This is a genomic window from Chryseobacterium sp. AG844, assembly GCF_003182335.1.
Lineage (GTDB): Bacteria > Bacteroidota > Bacteroidia > Flavobacteriales > Weeksellaceae > Chryseobacterium > Chryseobacterium cupriresistens.
In genome coordinates this window covers 111,548-125,707 of sequence record NZ_QGTV01000004.1, presented here as the reverse complement: position 1 = coordinate 125,707, position 14,160 = coordinate 111,548, and the positions used below count along the sequence as shown (strand labels likewise).

17 protein-coding genes are annotated in these 14,160 nt (G+C 37.0%); 13 read left to right on the top strand and 4 right to left on the bottom strand.

What is annotated here, in order from left to right:
- Positions 1-10 precede the first annotated feature (10 nt).
- The gene (locus DEU40_RS06155) at positions 11-496 is read right to left on the bottom strand and encodes a TlpA family protein disulfide reductase (protein ID WP_110009026.1); all 486 of its coding nucleotides are present in this window, start codon (positions 494-496) and stop codon (positions 11-13) included.
- Between the two features lie 135 nt (positions 497-631).
- Here DEU40_RS06155 and DEU40_RS06150 point away from each other — a divergent pair, with 135 nt between their 5' ends.
- The 4 genes from DEU40_RS06150 to DEU40_RS06145 all read left to right on the top strand — a co-directional run bounded on the left by DEU40_RS06150 (position 632) and on the right by DEU40_RS06145 (position 2,284).
- Positions 632-1,477 (top strand): hypothetical protein, encoded by an 846-nt coding sequence (locus DEU40_RS06150; RefSeq protein ID WP_110009025.1) that lies wholly within the window; start codon positions 632-634, stop codon positions 1,475-1,477.
- A 121-nt stretch (positions 1,478-1,598) separates the two neighbouring features.
- Positions 1,599-1,760, top strand: coding sequence for a hypothetical protein (locus tag DEU40_RS22335; protein ID WP_171006249.1), 162 nt, complete (start codon positions 1,599-1,601; stop codon positions 1,758-1,760).
- Between the two features lie 42 nt (positions 1,761-1,802).
- Positions 1,803-1,961, top strand: coding sequence for a hypothetical protein (locus DEU40_RS22330; protein ID WP_171006250.1), 159 nt, complete (start codon positions 1,803-1,805; stop codon positions 1,959-1,961).
- Positions 1,962-2,116: 155 nt separating this feature from the next.
- On the top strand, positions 2,117-2,284 hold the full coding sequence (locus DEU40_RS06145; RefSeq protein WP_110009024.1) for a bacteriocin: 168 nt from the start codon (positions 2,117-2,119) through the stop codon (positions 2,282-2,284).
- 219 nt (positions 2,285-2,503) lie between these two features.
- Here DEU40_RS06145 and mutS read toward each other — a convergent pair whose 3' ends face one another.
- Positions 2,504-5,095, bottom strand: a complete 2,592-nt coding sequence (mutS, locus tag DEU40_RS06140; RefSeq protein ID WP_110009023.1) for a DNA mismatch repair protein MutS — start codon at positions 5,093-5,095, stop codon at positions 2,504-2,506.
- A gap of 126 nt (positions 5,096-5,221) precedes the next feature.
- On the opposite strand from mutS, the gene DEU40_RS06135 reads away from it, so the two are divergent.
- Complete coding sequence (locus DEU40_RS06135; RefSeq protein ID WP_110009022.1) at positions 5,222-5,752, top strand: GNAT family N-acetyltransferase; 531 nt, start codon at positions 5,222-5,224, stop codon at positions 5,750-5,752.
- A gap of 133 nt (positions 5,753-5,885) precedes the next feature.
- On the opposite strand, the gene DEU40_RS06130 is transcribed toward DEU40_RS06135, so the two are convergent.
- The gene (locus tag DEU40_RS06130; protein ID WP_110009021.1) at positions 5,886-6,764 is read right to left on the bottom strand and encodes a cupin-like domain-containing protein; all 879 of its coding nucleotides are present in this window, start codon (positions 6,762-6,764) and stop codon (positions 5,886-5,888) included.
- A 259-nt stretch (positions 6,765-7,023) separates the two neighbouring features.
- Here DEU40_RS06130 and DEU40_RS06125 point away from each other — a divergent pair, with 259 nt between their 5' ends.
- Positions 7,024-7,902, top strand: a complete 879-nt coding sequence (locus DEU40_RS06125; protein ID WP_110009020.1) for a bestrophin family protein — start codon at positions 7,024-7,026, stop codon at positions 7,900-7,902.
- A 12-nt stretch (positions 7,903-7,914) separates the two neighbouring features.
- Here DEU40_RS06125 and DEU40_RS06120 read toward each other — a convergent pair whose 3' ends face one another.
- On the bottom strand, positions 7,915-8,514 hold the full coding sequence (locus DEU40_RS06120; protein WP_227941281.1) for a hypothetical protein: 600 nt from the start codon (positions 8,512-8,514) through the stop codon (positions 7,915-7,917).
- Between the two features lie 55 nt (positions 8,515-8,569).
- Between DEU40_RS06120 and DEU40_RS06115 the strand changes: the two genes are divergently transcribed.
- From DEU40_RS06115 to DEU40_RS06085, 7 genes are all read left to right on the top strand, one after another.
- Positions 8,570-9,190, top strand: coding sequence for a toxin-antitoxin system YwqK family antitoxin (locus tag DEU40_RS06115; RefSeq protein ID WP_110009019.1), 621 nt, complete (start codon positions 8,570-8,572; stop codon positions 9,188-9,190).
- A 5-nt stretch (positions 9,191-9,195) separates the two neighbouring features.
- Complete coding sequence (locus DEU40_RS06110; protein WP_110009018.1) at positions 9,196-9,726, top strand: RNA methyltransferase; 531 nt, start codon at positions 9,196-9,198, stop codon at positions 9,724-9,726.
- Positions 9,727-9,913: 187 nt separating this feature from the next.
- The gene (locus DEU40_RS06105) at positions 9,914-10,567 is read left to right on the top strand and encodes a CBS domain-containing protein (protein ID WP_110009017.1); all 654 of its coding nucleotides are present in this window, start codon (positions 9,914-9,916) and stop codon (positions 10,565-10,567) included.
- Between the two features lies 1 nt (position 10,568).
- Positions 10,569-11,435, top strand: a complete 867-nt coding sequence (locus DEU40_RS06100; RefSeq protein WP_110009016.1) for an NAD kinase — start codon at positions 10,569-10,571, stop codon at positions 11,433-11,435.
- 70 nt (positions 11,436-11,505) lie between these two features.
- On the top strand, positions 11,506-12,576 hold the full coding sequence (gene fbaA, locus DEU40_RS06095) for a class II fructose-bisphosphate aldolase (RefSeq protein ID WP_110009015.1): 1,071 nt from the start codon (positions 11,506-11,508) through the stop codon (positions 12,574-12,576).
- A 90-nt stretch (positions 12,577-12,666) separates the two neighbouring features.
- The gene (gene accD / locus DEU40_RS06090; protein ID WP_110009014.1) at positions 12,667-13,521 is read left to right on the top strand and encodes an acetyl-CoA carboxylase, carboxyltransferase subunit beta; all 855 of its coding nucleotides are present in this window, start codon (positions 12,667-12,669) and stop codon (positions 13,519-13,521) included.
- A 54-nt stretch (positions 13,522-13,575) separates the two neighbouring features.
- Positions 13,576-14,085, top strand: coding sequence for a DUF6973 domain-containing protein (locus DEU40_RS06085; protein ID WP_110009013.1), 510 nt, complete (start codon positions 13,576-13,578; stop codon positions 14,083-14,085).
- The last annotated feature ends 75 nt before the right edge of the window (positions 14,086-14,160 follow it).

The window sequence follows — 14,160 nt, the reverse complement described above, 5'->3', positions numbered from 1 at the left end:
CGATTATTTATTACAGGTTTTCTTTAATTGTTTTTTCGAGATCTTCTTTGCTCATTTCACCGTCATTGAAATAGATTTTTGATCCGTTTTTATAGAACAGCGTTACCGGAATATTCCCGTCCCAGTCTTTTTCAAACCTTGGAATCCAGGTATTCATTCTTTTGATATCATCCAACAGAAGTACTTCTGCAGTAAGGTTTTTATTTTTAATGAATTTTATTACTCTTTCTTTATCAGCCAGCCTGTCTAATGAAACCAGAATCATCTTATACATCTGATTACCTGCATATTTAGTATTTACTTCCATAAAGTGAGGCAGCTCTTTTACACATGGACCGCAGGTTGTAGACCAGAAGTTCACAACAAGCAATTTATCATGTTCCTGCTCAATACGCTTCTCCAGATCTTCATATTTTACAACAGAAACTTCCGTCTGCTGGGCTTTGAAAATCGAGCAGCATACAAACAGGGCTAATATTTTTACTATATTTTTCATTTTTAAAATACAAACAACTACAAATCATCAATATACGAAAATAAAATTCACCATTGGATCAATTTCTTATAAAAGAATAATTTATTTGTCCATTGATTCATTTTTTTGATATTTTTACGGCTTAAATTAAAAACCATGAAAAAAGCTTATTTACTGCTGCCAGTATTCTTTTTGGCATCCTGCTCAAGCAGCAATGATGATACAGATTCATCCAACAACAATCAAAACAATAATGATAACAGCCCGGTTTTAGTAACGAAAATGGTTGCTGACGGAGAGACCTCAACCTACACTTACAATGGCTCAAAAATTTCCCAGATTAAAAACATTACCAATGGTGAAGTGACCTCTTTCAGCTATTCAGGAGATCTGATTACCCAGCAGGTAACAACGGGCTCAAGCACCAGCTATAAAACAACATATGTTTATGATGGAAGCAGCAGATTGAGCAAAAAAACATACAGTGAGACTTACCTTACGTCCGGAACTGTTTCTACAGTAGAAACCAATTATAACTATCTTTCCGGTAATAGTGTAAAAATCACCTATACAGCAAACTTTACCGGATCTTCAGCCGTAAGAACAGGCAGCAAAACGGCAACATTAAATGCCGACGGTTCTCTTAGCAGCTGGACAGAAACGGCATCAGTACCCAGTAATACAGGCGGTTTTCACAGTGCAACAGGTGCTTTACAACCTATTGTGTATGATACCAAAAATGTACCTTTTAAAAATATAACAGGGTTTTTAAAAATTATTGATACGGAAGATGAAAACGGGTCCGTACACAATATACTAAGTTATAATCATGTTCTTAATTATAACAACGGAGCAGGAAGCGGGGAATGGGGAATCTTTAAATGCGTTTATGAGTATAATAGCAGCGGATATCCTACAAAGAATGTCAAAACGTACTATAATAAGACAGGAACTGGGGTAACAAATAGTGAAATGATCACTTACGAATACAATCATTTATAATACAAGGGAGCGCTTAAGGCGCTCTTTTTGTTTTCATTAACACATATGTTAATTTTATCACAATTGATGGAATTATATGAATGGTTTTGTATATTTGGGTTGAATCAAAAACTAAATTACCATGAAAAAACAAAACATTCAGCCCAAAAAGCTTACAAAAAGTGAATTAAAAAGAATTAACGGAGGAGCATTTTCTCCAAGGTGTCTGCGCGGATTCTGCATGCTGCCTGACTCTGTCGAACCGGTACCGGGTCTTGTAGGAAAAGACGGTTTCTGCTGTTAATGCATACAAATTAAATAAAACAACAACCCTAATCAAATCATCATGAAAAAATCAAACGCTCAGAAAAGAAAATTAACAAAAAGCGAACTGAAAGAAATTAACGGAGGTAACGGACCTATTGTATGCCCGGAAGGACTTTGCGACAGAGGGGACGGTGAATATGTAATCGGGCCCGTAGGAAGAAACGGATACTGCTGTTAATAGCAAAAGCTTTGTTAGATACTAAAGATTGAGGTGCGGCCTCAATCTTTTTTTGTGAAGGAGGAATCTTTTGCAAAAAGTTAACAATTTGAATCACAATATTTTGCAGCTATTAAAATAACTTGTAAATTAGCTTTTACCAAATTAAAATTATTATGAAAAATTCAAAAAATCAGAAAAGAAAATTGAGTAAAAATGAGCTGAAAGAGATCAGCGGAGGGACCAACAGACCAATCTGCCCAAGAGTGATAAGCTGCACAGATCCGAATACCGGAGAAGAGCGATACGGAGTTCCCGGTATGCAGGATGGATTTTGTTGTTAACCAGGTTTATAATATTTAAACAAGGAATATGAAAAATTCAAACCTGAAAACGAGGAAACTCAACAAAGCTGAGCTCAAGAAAATCAACGGAGGGGCAGCTGCCTGCGCTGAAGGTTTATGCAAACTAAGAGGAGTCAGCCACTTCCTTATTATCGGCCCGAGGGGCAATGACGGCTACTGCTGCTAATCAGACTTTTAGCATTAAAAAAAATGATTGGATTACCCTCCAATCATTTTTTTTATCGCATTCAGCTTCATTAAAGCTTCAATCGGTGTTAACGTATTGATATCTATTTTCGTCAGTTCTTCACGAATATTCTCCAGAACAGGATCATCGAGCTGGAAGAATGAAAGCTGCATATTTTCTTCTGTCACTCTTTTGATACTTTCAGAAGTACTTCCACTTTCCTGAGTTCTGCTCGCTTCAAGTGTTTTAAGAATTTCATTGGCCCTGTTTACCACTTTGGCAGGCATCCCGGCCAGTTTTGCGACGTGGATACCGAAACTGTGTTCGCTTCCGCCCGGAACAAGCTTTCTCAGGAAAATAATATTTCCTTTGTTTTCCTGAATAGAAACGTGGAAATTTTTCACCCTTTCGAAATTGACGGTCATCTCATTCAATTCATGATAGTGCGTAGCAAATAATGTTTTTGCCTGCGTTGGATGCTGATGAAGATATTCTGCAATCGCCCATGCAATAGAAACTCCGTCATAAGTAGAAGTTCCACGGCCGATTTCATCTAATAAGATCAGGCTTCGTTCTGAAATATTGTTCAGAATATTGGCTGCCTCGTTCATCTCCACCATGAAAGTAGATTCTCCGGCAGAAATATTATCGGTAGCTCCTACCCTTGTAAAAATTTTATCCAGCATCCCGATCTCCGCATGTTTTGCAGGGACAAAACTTCCGATCTGTGCCAGAAGGCATACAATAGCTGTCTGACGCAGAATTGCCGATTTACCGGCCATGTTAGGCCCTGTTACCATAATAATCTGCTGGGAGTCTTTATCCAGGAAGATATCATTCGGGATGTATTTTTCTCCTAACGGAAGTGCATTTTCAATGATCGGGTGTCTTGCTTCTTTTAAATCGATAGCATAACCGTCATTCAAAACAGGCTTTGTATAACTCTCAGATACAGCAAGTTCAGACAACCCCGCAGCCACATCAAGCTGGGCAATGATATTGGAATTCCCCTGGATCTGATCAATATAAACCATTGTTTCTGAACATACATTTCTGTACAGTGATGTTTCCAGAACGCCTATTTTTTCTTCGGCACCAAGAATCTGGTTTTCATATTCCTTCAGCTCTTCGGTAATGTATCTTTCTGCATTTACAAGAGTCTGTTTTCTTACCCAATCATCAGGAACTTTATCTTTGTGAGTGTTCCGAACTTCAATATAGTATCCGAACACATTATTAAAATCAATTTTAAGGCTGGTAATTCCTGTTCTTTCAATCTCTCTCTGGCACATTTCATCTAAGAAACCCCGTCCTTTGCTCTGAAGATTTCTCAGTCGGTCCAGCTCTTCAGAAACGCCTTCTTTAATGATATTTCCTTTGGCAATACTTACCGGAAGTTCTTCATTAAGATGATTCTGCAGGAATTTAATCAATTCTTCCAGATCAAATAAAGGCTCTAACCACGCCAGCACATCTGCATGAGGATGCAATAACGCTTTGATTTTATGGATATTAATTAAACTTTGGCGTAAATACCCAAGTTCTTTAGGTGAAATTTTCTCTGCGGCCAGTTTTCCCATTAACCTGTCAAGATCTGAAATTGATTTCAGAAGCTGGCAGATTTCATATTTCAGAGGATCATTTTCGTTTAAGAAGTCAATCAGGGAAAGTCTCCTCATAATCTCATCCACAGATTTTAAAGGAAGGATAATTCTCCTTCTCAATAATCTTCCTCCCATCGGAGTAGATGTTTTATCAATGATATCCAGCAGAGATTTCCCTTGAGGATTGCTTGGATAAACAATTTCAAGGTTTCTCAGGGTAAAATTATCCATCATCAGATAATCTTCCTGAGGAATGATCTGTAGTTTCGTAATATGAGCCAGCAGATTATGATGGGTATCTTCTACGAGATATGCAAAAATAGCTCCTGCTGCTGTAATCGCCAGCGGAAGACCTTCCACTCCAAAACCTTTTAAAGAATTGGTTTTAAAGTGATTTGTTAATTTTTCGTAGGCAAAATTATATTGGAAAGCCCAGTCTTCAAGCTTAAAGGCATTTTTATTTTTGATCTGCTCCGGAATCTGGGTGCTTCTCTGGAAAATAATCTCACTCGGATCAAAAGTATTGATAATGTGCAAAAGCTTTTCCAGGTTTCCTTCGCTTACCAGAAACTCTCCTGTGGAGATATCCACTAAAGCAATTCCGTACTTCTCTTTTTCCTTGTGTAATGAAAGAAGGAAGTTGTTCTTTTTGGAATTCAAAACCTGATCATTGAAAGTAACGCCAGGCGTAACCAATTCAGTAACACCACGTTTTACAATCCCTTTCACCATTTTAGGATCTTCCAGCTGATCACAGATTGCAACCCTCATCCCGGCTCTTACCAGCTTGGGAAGATAAGAATCTATTGAGTGATGCGGAAATCCTGCAAGCTCCACACTTCCTTCGCCGTTATTTCTTTTGGTAAGAACAATACCCAGAATCTGGGATGTTTTCACGGCATCCTGCCCAAAAGTTTCATAAAAGTCTCCCACTCTGAAAAGTAAAAGCGCATCCGGATATTTACCCTTGATGGTATTATACTGAGTCATTAATGGAGTTTCCTTCTTCGTTTTTGCCATAGTAAAAAATGAGCCCCAAATTTAAAAAAATAAATTCAGGGTAATAGAATTGTTTAAGGGTTAATCTTCCCGACTTTTCTTTATCAGTAATTAATCGTACTTTTCGCCTGTCAAATCACATTATCTATGGAATTTCCTGTCTTAGAGACTGAAAGGCTTATTTTGCGCCAGCTTACTTTTAATGATACCCAGGACCTGTTTGAATACTTTTCTCTGGATGAAGTTATGGAATATTATGACCTGGAAACCTTCAAAACCGAAGATGATTCCCGGCGCATTATCCAGCATTTTAACAGTGAATTCGAAAAAGGAAAAGGTTTCAGATGGGCTCTGGAACTGAAATCGAATGGAAAAGTTATTGGAACCTGCGGGTATCACAACTGGTACAAAGAACATTTCCGGGCTGAAATTGGTTATGAACTCAATCCCAAATTCTGGCTGCAATCCTATATGAAAGAAGCGATTCTTCCGATTCTGACCTATGGATTTGAAATTATGAGGCTCCACCGTGTAGATGCTTTCATAGATCCTTCCAATATTTCTTCTGAAAGACTGTTGACTTCTTTAAATTTCAGCAAAGAAGGGACGTTGAAAGATTATTTCTTTGAAAAAGGGAAATTTGTAGATGCAACCATCTTCGGCCTTATTAATAAATAAGCTGGAAGCACGAAGCTGGGAGATGGAAGTTTCTATTCGTCATGTAATGACTGATCATCTTTTAAAAGGCATTTAAGTTGTAACAAGGCTGTCAAGAGTCTTCCAACTTCCAGCCTCCCTCTTCCAGCCCATTTTATTTTCCTGCTTTCATATATTTCTCCAAAGCTTCGGAGCTTTTTCTGTAAGCCCATTTCTGCTTGTAATTCACCCATTTAGCTTTGAAAAGTTTTCGCATCAGCTTATCTGTATACCTCATAATGAAAACATGATAGAGCATATTGGCAAAAACGTTTGGCTTATTTGGAAGCGCTCTTAAAGAAAGGGAAAACCCAGGTTCAAGATATCTGTTGAAGTGCCAGAATGCTCCTGGAATAAAGAGGGCATCACCATGCTCCATGAAAATTTCGTATCCTTTGGCATATTTCAATGCCGGAAACTTTTCGTAATCCGGATTTTCATAATCAACCTCGTAAATGGTATGAACGGATAAAGGAACTTTATATAAAAAGGGCGACTGCTTCTGATCAAATAATAAAATCCTTTTCTTTCCTTCAAAATGAATATGCATAAAATCACCTAAATCCACATCATAATGCATTAAAACATGAGCCTCACTTCCACCGAAAAATAAAGTCGGCAGTCTTTTAAAGAACTTTATTCCAAGATCAGGATAGGTGAAATTTTTCAGTAACTCGGGAAGCCTGTCTGTGATGATATAGAAAAAAATTCGCAGATCTGAAGGTTTGCTTTTGATGGTATCAATATAGTCCTTCATTTTCATCCAAGTCACCGGAGCATCGGAACTTTTGGCGGCATCAGCCGGTTTGTTATCATATAAAGGAACTTCCTGATCTCCTGCTTTTTCTTTGATATAGGCAAGATTCCATTTGTCAAAAGCTTCCCACCGGCTGGCAAAATTCTTAATTAAAAGAGGTTTCTGCTTTTTAAAATAATTTTTCTGAAAATCTTCTTTACTGATATCATCTACAATATCTACGTTTTCGAGGATCATGTACTTTGTATTTAATGCGAAATAAAAATAGTGTTTTTTTGAAACCTGAGAAAATTTAGATTAAAATCGGGGGAAGCTGGAGGATGGATGCTGGAAGTTAATATTTGTTTGTAAAAGCCTATACATCATTTCATAAAAAGATTTTATGAAATGACTTAGACCTTCGGCTTCAATAACTTCCCTCTTCCTGCTTCACACTTCCTTATTTTATTGGCAGAGCTCATATGAAAAATTTATATTTGTAGTAATAAGTGAATTTATGAGAGTCTACAATACCAAACATTTCATTAAAATCCTTTTCAGCTTACACAAAAGTGATACTTTAAAAATTCTTTTTCCGAGTATGGTTCTTGTAGGGCTGTATTCATGGGGAATTCAGTATCTGGAAGTTGAATATTTGCACCTTACCACAAAATCTGGAGTGAGCAATGTAGGTATGATCCATTCTTTGCTGGGTTTTGTGCTTTCACTTTTGCTGGTTTTCAGAACGAATACGGCCTATGACAGATGGTGGGAAGGTCGAAAACTTTGGGGAAAACTGGTGAATGACACGAGAAACTTTGCGATAAAAATCAATACTATTCTTGGTGATAACCGCCAGGATGCTGAGCAGATTGCCAGATATTTAAAATATTTCCCGCACTTTTTAGCCAAACACCTTTCCAAGGAATCTACAAGGCTGGCTTTGGATGAAGATTATTCTGAAATTGAAAGCTCGTTGAAAAACCATGGACCAAGTGAAATTGTTATTCTGTTAAGCCATAAACTGAATCAATTAAAAAAAGAAGGAAAAGTTTCTGAAGTTGAAATGCTGTACTTAGATACCCAGCTTTCAGGATTTCTGGATGTATGTGGAGGTTGTGAAAGAATCAAAAATACTCCGATTCCTTACTCCTATTCTTCTTTCATCAAGAAGTTTATTATTCTGTATGTTTTTGCGCTGCCAATTGCGTACGTTATTACGATCGGGCTTTTTATGATTCCGCTTACTGTTTTTGTGTATTATGTTTTGATGAGTCTGGAGCTTATTGCAGAAGAAATTGAAGACCCGTTCAATAATGATGAAAATGATATTCCTATGGAAACCTTAGCTCAGAACATTGAGAAAAATGTACAGCAGATTATGATCAGAAAATAAAAAATCAAGCTTTTAAAGCTTGATTTCTTTAAGTTCGCCATCCTGTTTTATCTCTACAAATTTGCTTTCCCTGTTGGCAGCAGAATATCCGTAGAAAAATGTGCTGTATATAGGAGTGGAATACAGATAGGCTCCATAGCCGTTATAAGCATCTGAGGTTCCTGTCTGCTGCTGGTAACTTGCCGTTGCCGTAAAGTTGACAATGGTTTCAAGATAATATTTACCGGGTTTGAGTTTTTCAAATTTAAATCTCCCATGGTCATCGGTTAAAGCTTCCACTCTGTATTTAAAAGCCTCTTCTGACATATATACGGTGGTTTTTTTATTTTCATATTTCTTTCTCATGTTATAAAATTCCTCAAAATAAGGAGTAACAGGAAAAAGCATGACAACCGTACCTTTGGGAGCATAATGCTTTTCTCCAAGTAACGGTTTGATTCCCCAGTTGTTTTTTTGTTTGGTAGAAGCCACTCCTTCAATGGTAGAGTTTCCAAATCCAAGCATGTCTCTTGCGAGCTTTTTATCAAAAAAAGCTTGAGGATAATAAGTATTTTGTGCACTCAGGTAAATAAATCCCCATATTAATATGAATAATGTGAATAATTTTTTCATAGTATATTTTTGAGTCAAATATAAGTATTTTACTATTTTTGAATTAAAAATAGCTATGAAGTACATGTTTCTATTGTTTTTTTCCACTTCTGTCCTGATCACGGCACAGAAACCTTGTGGATATAAAGACGGATTACAGGAAGGGGCCTGTAAAGAATTTTATGACAATGGCCAGGTAAAAAATACCGTGGAATGGAAAAAAGGGAAACTGGATGGCGATGCTGTTTTTTATTATGATAACGGAAAAGTGCAGTCGAAAGGAGAATATAAAAAAGGATACAAAGTAAAAGAATGGTCGTATTTTGATAAAAATGGAGTTCTTACTTCCAAGGAAGTTTTCAGAAATGGGGAGAAGAATATTTATGATAACAGTCTTACCGCCACTTTTTATTCTCCTGCAGGTAAAATAACTGAAATTTCCAATTATAAATTCAATAAATTACAGGGTGAAAGCAAGACCTTTCATGAAGATGGAAAATCAATAAAAGATATTGGCCATTATGACAACGGGCTGGCTACCGGAAAGTGGAAAGTTTTTTATCCATCTGGAAAATTACAGCGTGAAACTGAACTTGCCAACGATAAAAGAAACGGCAACAGAGTTCATTACCGTGAAGACGGAAGCATAGAAAAAACAGAGGTCTATAAAGACGGAAAATTAATCTCAACAAAATAATACAATTGGTACAGAAACTAAAACTGGAAGAACTTAACAGAATAGATGTAGAAACATTTAAGAAGGTTGAAAAAATTCCGTTGGTCATCATTTTAGATAATATCAGAAGTATGCACAACGTAGGTGCAGCTTTCAGAACGGCAGATGCGTTTTTAATTGAAAAAATAATCCTTTGCGGAATTACACCGCAGCCGCCCCATCGGGAGATTCATAAAGCGGCATTGGGAGCCACGGAAAGTGTAGACTGGTCTCATGACGCAGATACCAATAACGCGATTGCTGATCTGAAAAGCAAAGGATACGAAATTATCGGGATTGAGCAGACTACAGGAAGCCGGCTTATTACTGATTTCACGATCGACAGATCGAAAAAATATGCTTTGATCTTAGGAAACGAAGTGGAAGGAATCAGTGATGAAGTACTTCCGAATATTGATGTATTTTTAGAAATTCCTCAGCTTGGAACAAAGCATTCTCTTAATGTAAGTGTGTGCGCCGGAATTGTGATGTGGGAATTTGCAAAAGCATTAAAATAAAAAAACTGCATATGTCCTTAGTAGACAGTGCAGTTTGAAATAAATCTAATAAAAAGTAAAAATGAAAGGCGACAAAGGTACTTTATTTTTTTTTACAAACAAATTTTGACGGCACTTTTTTTGTTTCATCTTAAAAAAAGTCGTGTTTTCAGAAAAAGTTTCATTTAATTTTTTATAAATTAGCACAATGTTTATCAAGGACTATATCTCAAAAGACTTTCCGTGTTTTAGCCTTTCTGACTCTATAGAGTCGGCCAGAAATATGTTGGAAGACTTTGGATATTCCCATGTTTTCATCAAAAAATCCCATCACTTCTACGGAGCTCTTGCCATGGATTTCCTGTATGAGGAAGATGGCGGAACACTGAAGGATCTGGAGCACCAGATTGAACGTTTTGCCATTCTGGAGGACAATAATATTATGGACAGTATCCGTCTGTTTTATACCTTCAGCAGCAATGTGATTCCGGTGATTAATAAAAATGAGAAATATCTTGGGTATATTACCTGTGAAGATGTTTTTCAGGACCTTTCCCGTTATCCTTTATTTTCAGAAACAGGAGCTATTCTTACCGTAGAAACTCCGGCCAGAAAATATTCTATGACGGAAATTACCAACATTGTAGAAAGCAACAATTCGAAGTTCTACGGAGGGTTTATAAGCTTTATGTCTGAAGAGGTAGTTCAGGTCACCATAAAGATCAGCAATGAAAACCTGGCCTCGATAGACGCTACTTTTGACCGGTATGACTACAGAATCGTTGAAAAATATTATTCTGATGAGAAAACCGATCTGTTTAAAGACCGTTATGGTTTTTTACAAAAATTCATAGAAATATAACATGAAGGCAGCCATATATTCTCAGAAAAAGGATCTTGATACTTTTCTATATTTAAGTAAGTTTATCTCTGAACTTGAAGCAAGAGATGTAAAATCTGTTCTGTATGATGAAATGGCTGAAGCACTTCAGTTTTCAAAAATATTCGAAACTTTCAATTCCAAACAGGATCTTCTAGATAAGGAAGTGGATCTGTTTTTCACTTTTGGTGGAGACGGAACCATTGTAAACTCTCTGACATTTATTGAAGATCTTGAAATTCCGGTGGTAGGAGTGAATACAGGAAGACTTGGATTTTTAGCTTTTTTCACGAAAGAAGAAGCCTTTAAGGAACTGGATTCCATCTTAAAAGGAAATGTAAAAACAAGCCGCCGTTCCGTAATTGAAGTGGTTTCTCCAAAACTGGAGGGAGTTTTTCCTTACGCACTAAACGACGTTACCGTTTCCCGAAAAGAAACAACCTCCATGATTACCGTTGACTCTTATATCAATGACGAGTTTTTGAATGTATTCTGGGGTGACGGAGTGATCATTTCAACACCTACAGGTTCTACCGCCTACTCTCTGAGCTGCGGAGGCCCTATCATTTCTCCCAATAACGAAAATTTTGTCATTACTCCTATTGCTCCTCACAATCTGAATGTGAGGCCGTTGGTTGTGAATGATAAAGTAGAAATAAAATTCAGGGTGGAAAGCCGTGTACCACAATACTCTCTTTCTTTAGACTCCCGATTGATACACATAGAAACCGACAAGGAAATCATCATTAAAAAGGCAAAATTCCAGCTTCTTCTGGTGCAGCCCAACAGTTTGAGTTTCTATGAAACCATCCGTCAGAAGCTCCTTTGGGGCAGAGATAAAAGAAACTAGTAATTTCTTAAAAATGATTACCTTTACACGAAATTAAAACACCTAATAAATTTATAATAAAAAGTAAAACATGAGCAGAATTTTTCCGGCAGGAGTTGCCACAGGTCAGTTAGTTACTGATATCTTTCAGTATGCTAAAGAAAACAAATTTGCATTACCTGCAGTAAACGTAATTGGATCAAGCAACATAAACGCTACGATGGAAACTGCAGCGAAATTAAACGCTCCTGTAATTATTCAGTTTTCAAATGGTGGAGCTTCTTTCAATGCAGGGAAAGGATTAAGCAATGACGGACAGAAGTCTGCGATCTTAGGAGCTATCGCTGGAGCAAAACATATTCATACGCTTGCAGAAGCTTACGGAGCAACTGTAATTCTACACACAGACCACTGTGCAAAGAAATTACTTCCCTGGATCGACGGATTGATGGATGCTAACGAAGAATTCTTCAAGCAAACAGGAAAATCTCTTTACTCTTCTCACATGTTGGACCTTTCTGAAGAGTCTTTAGAAGAAAACCTTGAAATTTCTGCTAAATATTTCGAAAGAATGGCTAAGCTTCAGATGACTCTTGAAGTAGAAATCGGGGTAACAGGAGGTGAAGAAGATGGTGTTGACAACTCAGATGTTGATAACTCAAAATTATATACTCAGCCTGAAGATGTAGCGTATACTTATGAAAAATTAAAAGCTATTTCTGATAACTTCACAATCGCTGCTGCTTTCGGTAACGTACACGGAGTTTACAAACCAGGTAACGTAGTTCTTACGCCGAAAATCCTTGACAATTCTCAGAAATATGTTCAGGAAAAATTCGGAACAGCGGCAAAACCTATCAACTTTGTATTCCATGGAGGTTCAGGATCTACTTTAGAGGAGATCAGAGAGGCTATCGACTACGGAGTTATCAAAATGAACATTGATACTGACCTTCAGTTTGCATACACAGAAGGTATCAGAGATTATATGGTAAACAATATTGATTATTTAAGAGCTCAGATCGGAAACCCTGAAGGAGAAGAAAAACCTAACAAAAAATTCTATGACCCAAGAGTTTGGGTAAGAAAAGGTGAGGACACATTCTCTGCAAGATTGGTGAAAGCATTTGAAGATTTAAATAACATAGATACTTTAAAATAAGAACTGTACATTTGTACCAATGTAAAAAAGTATTCATAGAAATGCATTTACATTGGTACATTTTACATTTATACATTAATACAAGCAAAAATGGCATTCGACTGGTTTAAAAGAAAAGCAAAAAACATTACCACTTCTACTGATGAGAAAAAAGACGTTCCCAAAGGCCTTTGGCATCAGACTCCATCCGGAAAAGTAGTGGAACATGATGAACTAAAGAGAAATAACTATGTTTCTCCTGAAGACGGATTTCATGTAAGAATAGGAAGTGCAGAATTTTTTGACATCCTTTTTGACGGTGGTAAATTTACCGAACTGGATGCCAATGTTGAAAGTATTGATATCTTAAATTTCAAAGATACAAAGTCTTATAAAGACCGTCTGAAAGAAGTAAAAGCTAAAACAAAGCTTACAGACTCTATCAGAAACGCTGTAGGAACTGTAAAAGGAACTGAAATGGTAGTTTCATGTATGGATTTTGCTTTCATCGGTGGATCTTTGGGTTCTGTAATGGGAGAAAAGATCAGAAGAGCAGTAGATTACTGTATTGCACACAAACTTCCGTATATGATTATCTGTCAGTCCGGAGGAGCAAGAATGCAGGAAGCGACTTACTCTTTGATGCAGCTTGCAAAAGTTCAGGCTAAATTAGCTCAGCTTTCTGAAGCTGGACTTTTATACATCGCTTACCTTTGCGACCCTACATTCGGAGGAATCACTGCTTCTTTCGCAATGACCGCTGATATCATCATGGCAGAACCGGGAGCACTGATTGGTTTCGCAGGACCAAGAGTAATCCGTGAAACGATTGGTAGAGATCTACCGGAAGGATTCCAGACATCAGAATTCTTACAGGAAAAAGGATTTGTAGATTTCATCGTAAAAAGAACTGAAATTCAGGATACTGTTGCCAAAACAGTTAATTTATTAACTGTAAAAGCATAGCATCTGTAACAAAAACAATACAATCTCTCTCTAATTAGGGAGAGATTTTTATTTATGAGGACTTTTAAGATATTTTTCAATACCATCAGAAGCATGAGTTTTAAAAAGATTATCCGTCTTTTATCACTTGTTCTTCCCCATCCTCTTTTCGCTTTACTGAGTTTTTATGCAACAGTAAAAGCGTTTACCATTGCACAGAAAAAATTTCCTGATACAGCCTCCAACAATGGAATTGGAAACGCATTCAGACATGCGCTTTGGTGCTGCTTCATTATGATGTACTGCTGTAAAATTTCTTCTCCGAAAAAAGCACTTGATTTCTGCAAAAGAATAACAGATATGCATGAAGAGCTTTTCCCGAATGAGCCTTTGGAAACCAAAATGGATCTCCATAACAACAAAATCGGAATGGATTATTTCATGGAAATTTTACCGGGAATTCACCGCCAGTTTTTTGAAAAAAGCTTCTTTGTAGATGCATTAATCAAAAAAATGGATGAAGCTAAGGTTCTGAAAAATCTGGATGATGATTTTGAAGGACACCTTGTTTACCTGAAGGAGTAAATAAATCATCTTATCTTAAACGCTGAGGATCGCAAGGAAAATTTAAAAACTTTATGCATATTTCCGTCCGCAAGG

What these genes read in the sequence shown, in the direction of transcription:
- DEU40_RS06100 (WP_110009016.1), top strand. Translation starts at nt 10,569, where the DNA reads ATGAAGGCAGCCATATATTCTCAGAAAAAGGATCTTGATACTTTTCTA.
- DEU40_RS06115 (WP_110009019.1), top strand. Translation starts at nt 8,570, where the DNA reads ATGAAGTACATGTTTCTATTGTTTTTTTCCACTTCTGTCCTGATCACG.
- fbaA (WP_110009015.1), top strand. Translation starts at nt 11,506, where the DNA reads ATGAGCAGAATTTTTCCGGCAGGAGTTGCCACAGGTCAGTTAGTTACT.
- DEU40_RS06130 (WP_110009021.1), bottom strand. Translation starts at nt 6,764, where the DNA reads ATGATCCTCGAAAACGTAGATATTGTAGATGATATCAGTAAAGAAGAT.
- DEU40_RS06135 (WP_110009022.1), top strand. Translation starts at nt 5,222, where the DNA reads ATGGAATTTCCTGTCTTAGAGACTGAAAGGCTTATTTTGCGCCAGCTT.
- DEU40_RS06125 (WP_110009020.1), top strand. Translation starts at nt 7,024, where the DNA reads ATGAGAGTCTACAATACCAAACATTTCATTAAAATCCTTTTCAGCTTA.
- DEU40_RS06120 (WP_227941281.1), bottom strand. Translation starts at nt 8,514, where the DNA reads ATGAAAAAATTATTCACATTATTCATATTAATATGGGGATTTATTTAC.
- DEU40_RS22335 (WP_171006249.1), top strand. Translation starts at nt 1,599, where the DNA reads ATGAAAAAACAAAACATTCAGCCCAAAAAGCTTACAAAAAGTGAATTA.
- DEU40_RS06105 (WP_110009017.1), top strand. Translation starts at nt 9,914, where the DNA reads ATGTTTATCAAGGACTATATCTCAAAAGACTTTCCGTGTTTTAGCCTT.
- accD (WP_110009014.1), top strand. Translation starts at nt 12,667, where the DNA reads ATGGCATTCGACTGGTTTAAAAGAAAAGCAAAAAACATTACCACTTCT.
- DEU40_RS06150 (WP_110009025.1), top strand. Translation starts at nt 632, where the DNA reads ATGAAAAAAGCTTATTTACTGCTGCCAGTATTCTTTTTGGCATCCTGC.
- DEU40_RS22330 (WP_171006250.1), top strand. Translation starts at nt 1,803, where the DNA reads ATGAAAAAATCAAACGCTCAGAAAAGAAAATTAACAAAAAGCGAACTG.
- DEU40_RS06155 (WP_110009026.1), bottom strand. Translation starts at nt 496, where the DNA reads ATGAAAAATATAGTAAAAATATTAGCCCTGTTTGTATGCTGCTCGATT.
- DEU40_RS06085 (WP_110009013.1), top strand. Translation starts at nt 13,576, where the DNA reads ATGAGGACTTTTAAGATATTTTTCAATACCATCAGAAGCATGAGTTTT.
- mutS (WP_110009023.1), bottom strand. Translation starts at nt 5,095, where the DNA reads ATGGCAAAAACGAAGAAGGAAACTCCATTAATGACTCAGTATAATACC.
- DEU40_RS06145 (WP_110009024.1), top strand. Translation starts at nt 2,117, where the DNA reads ATGAAAAATTCAAAAAATCAGAAAAGAAAATTGAGTAAAAATGAGCTG.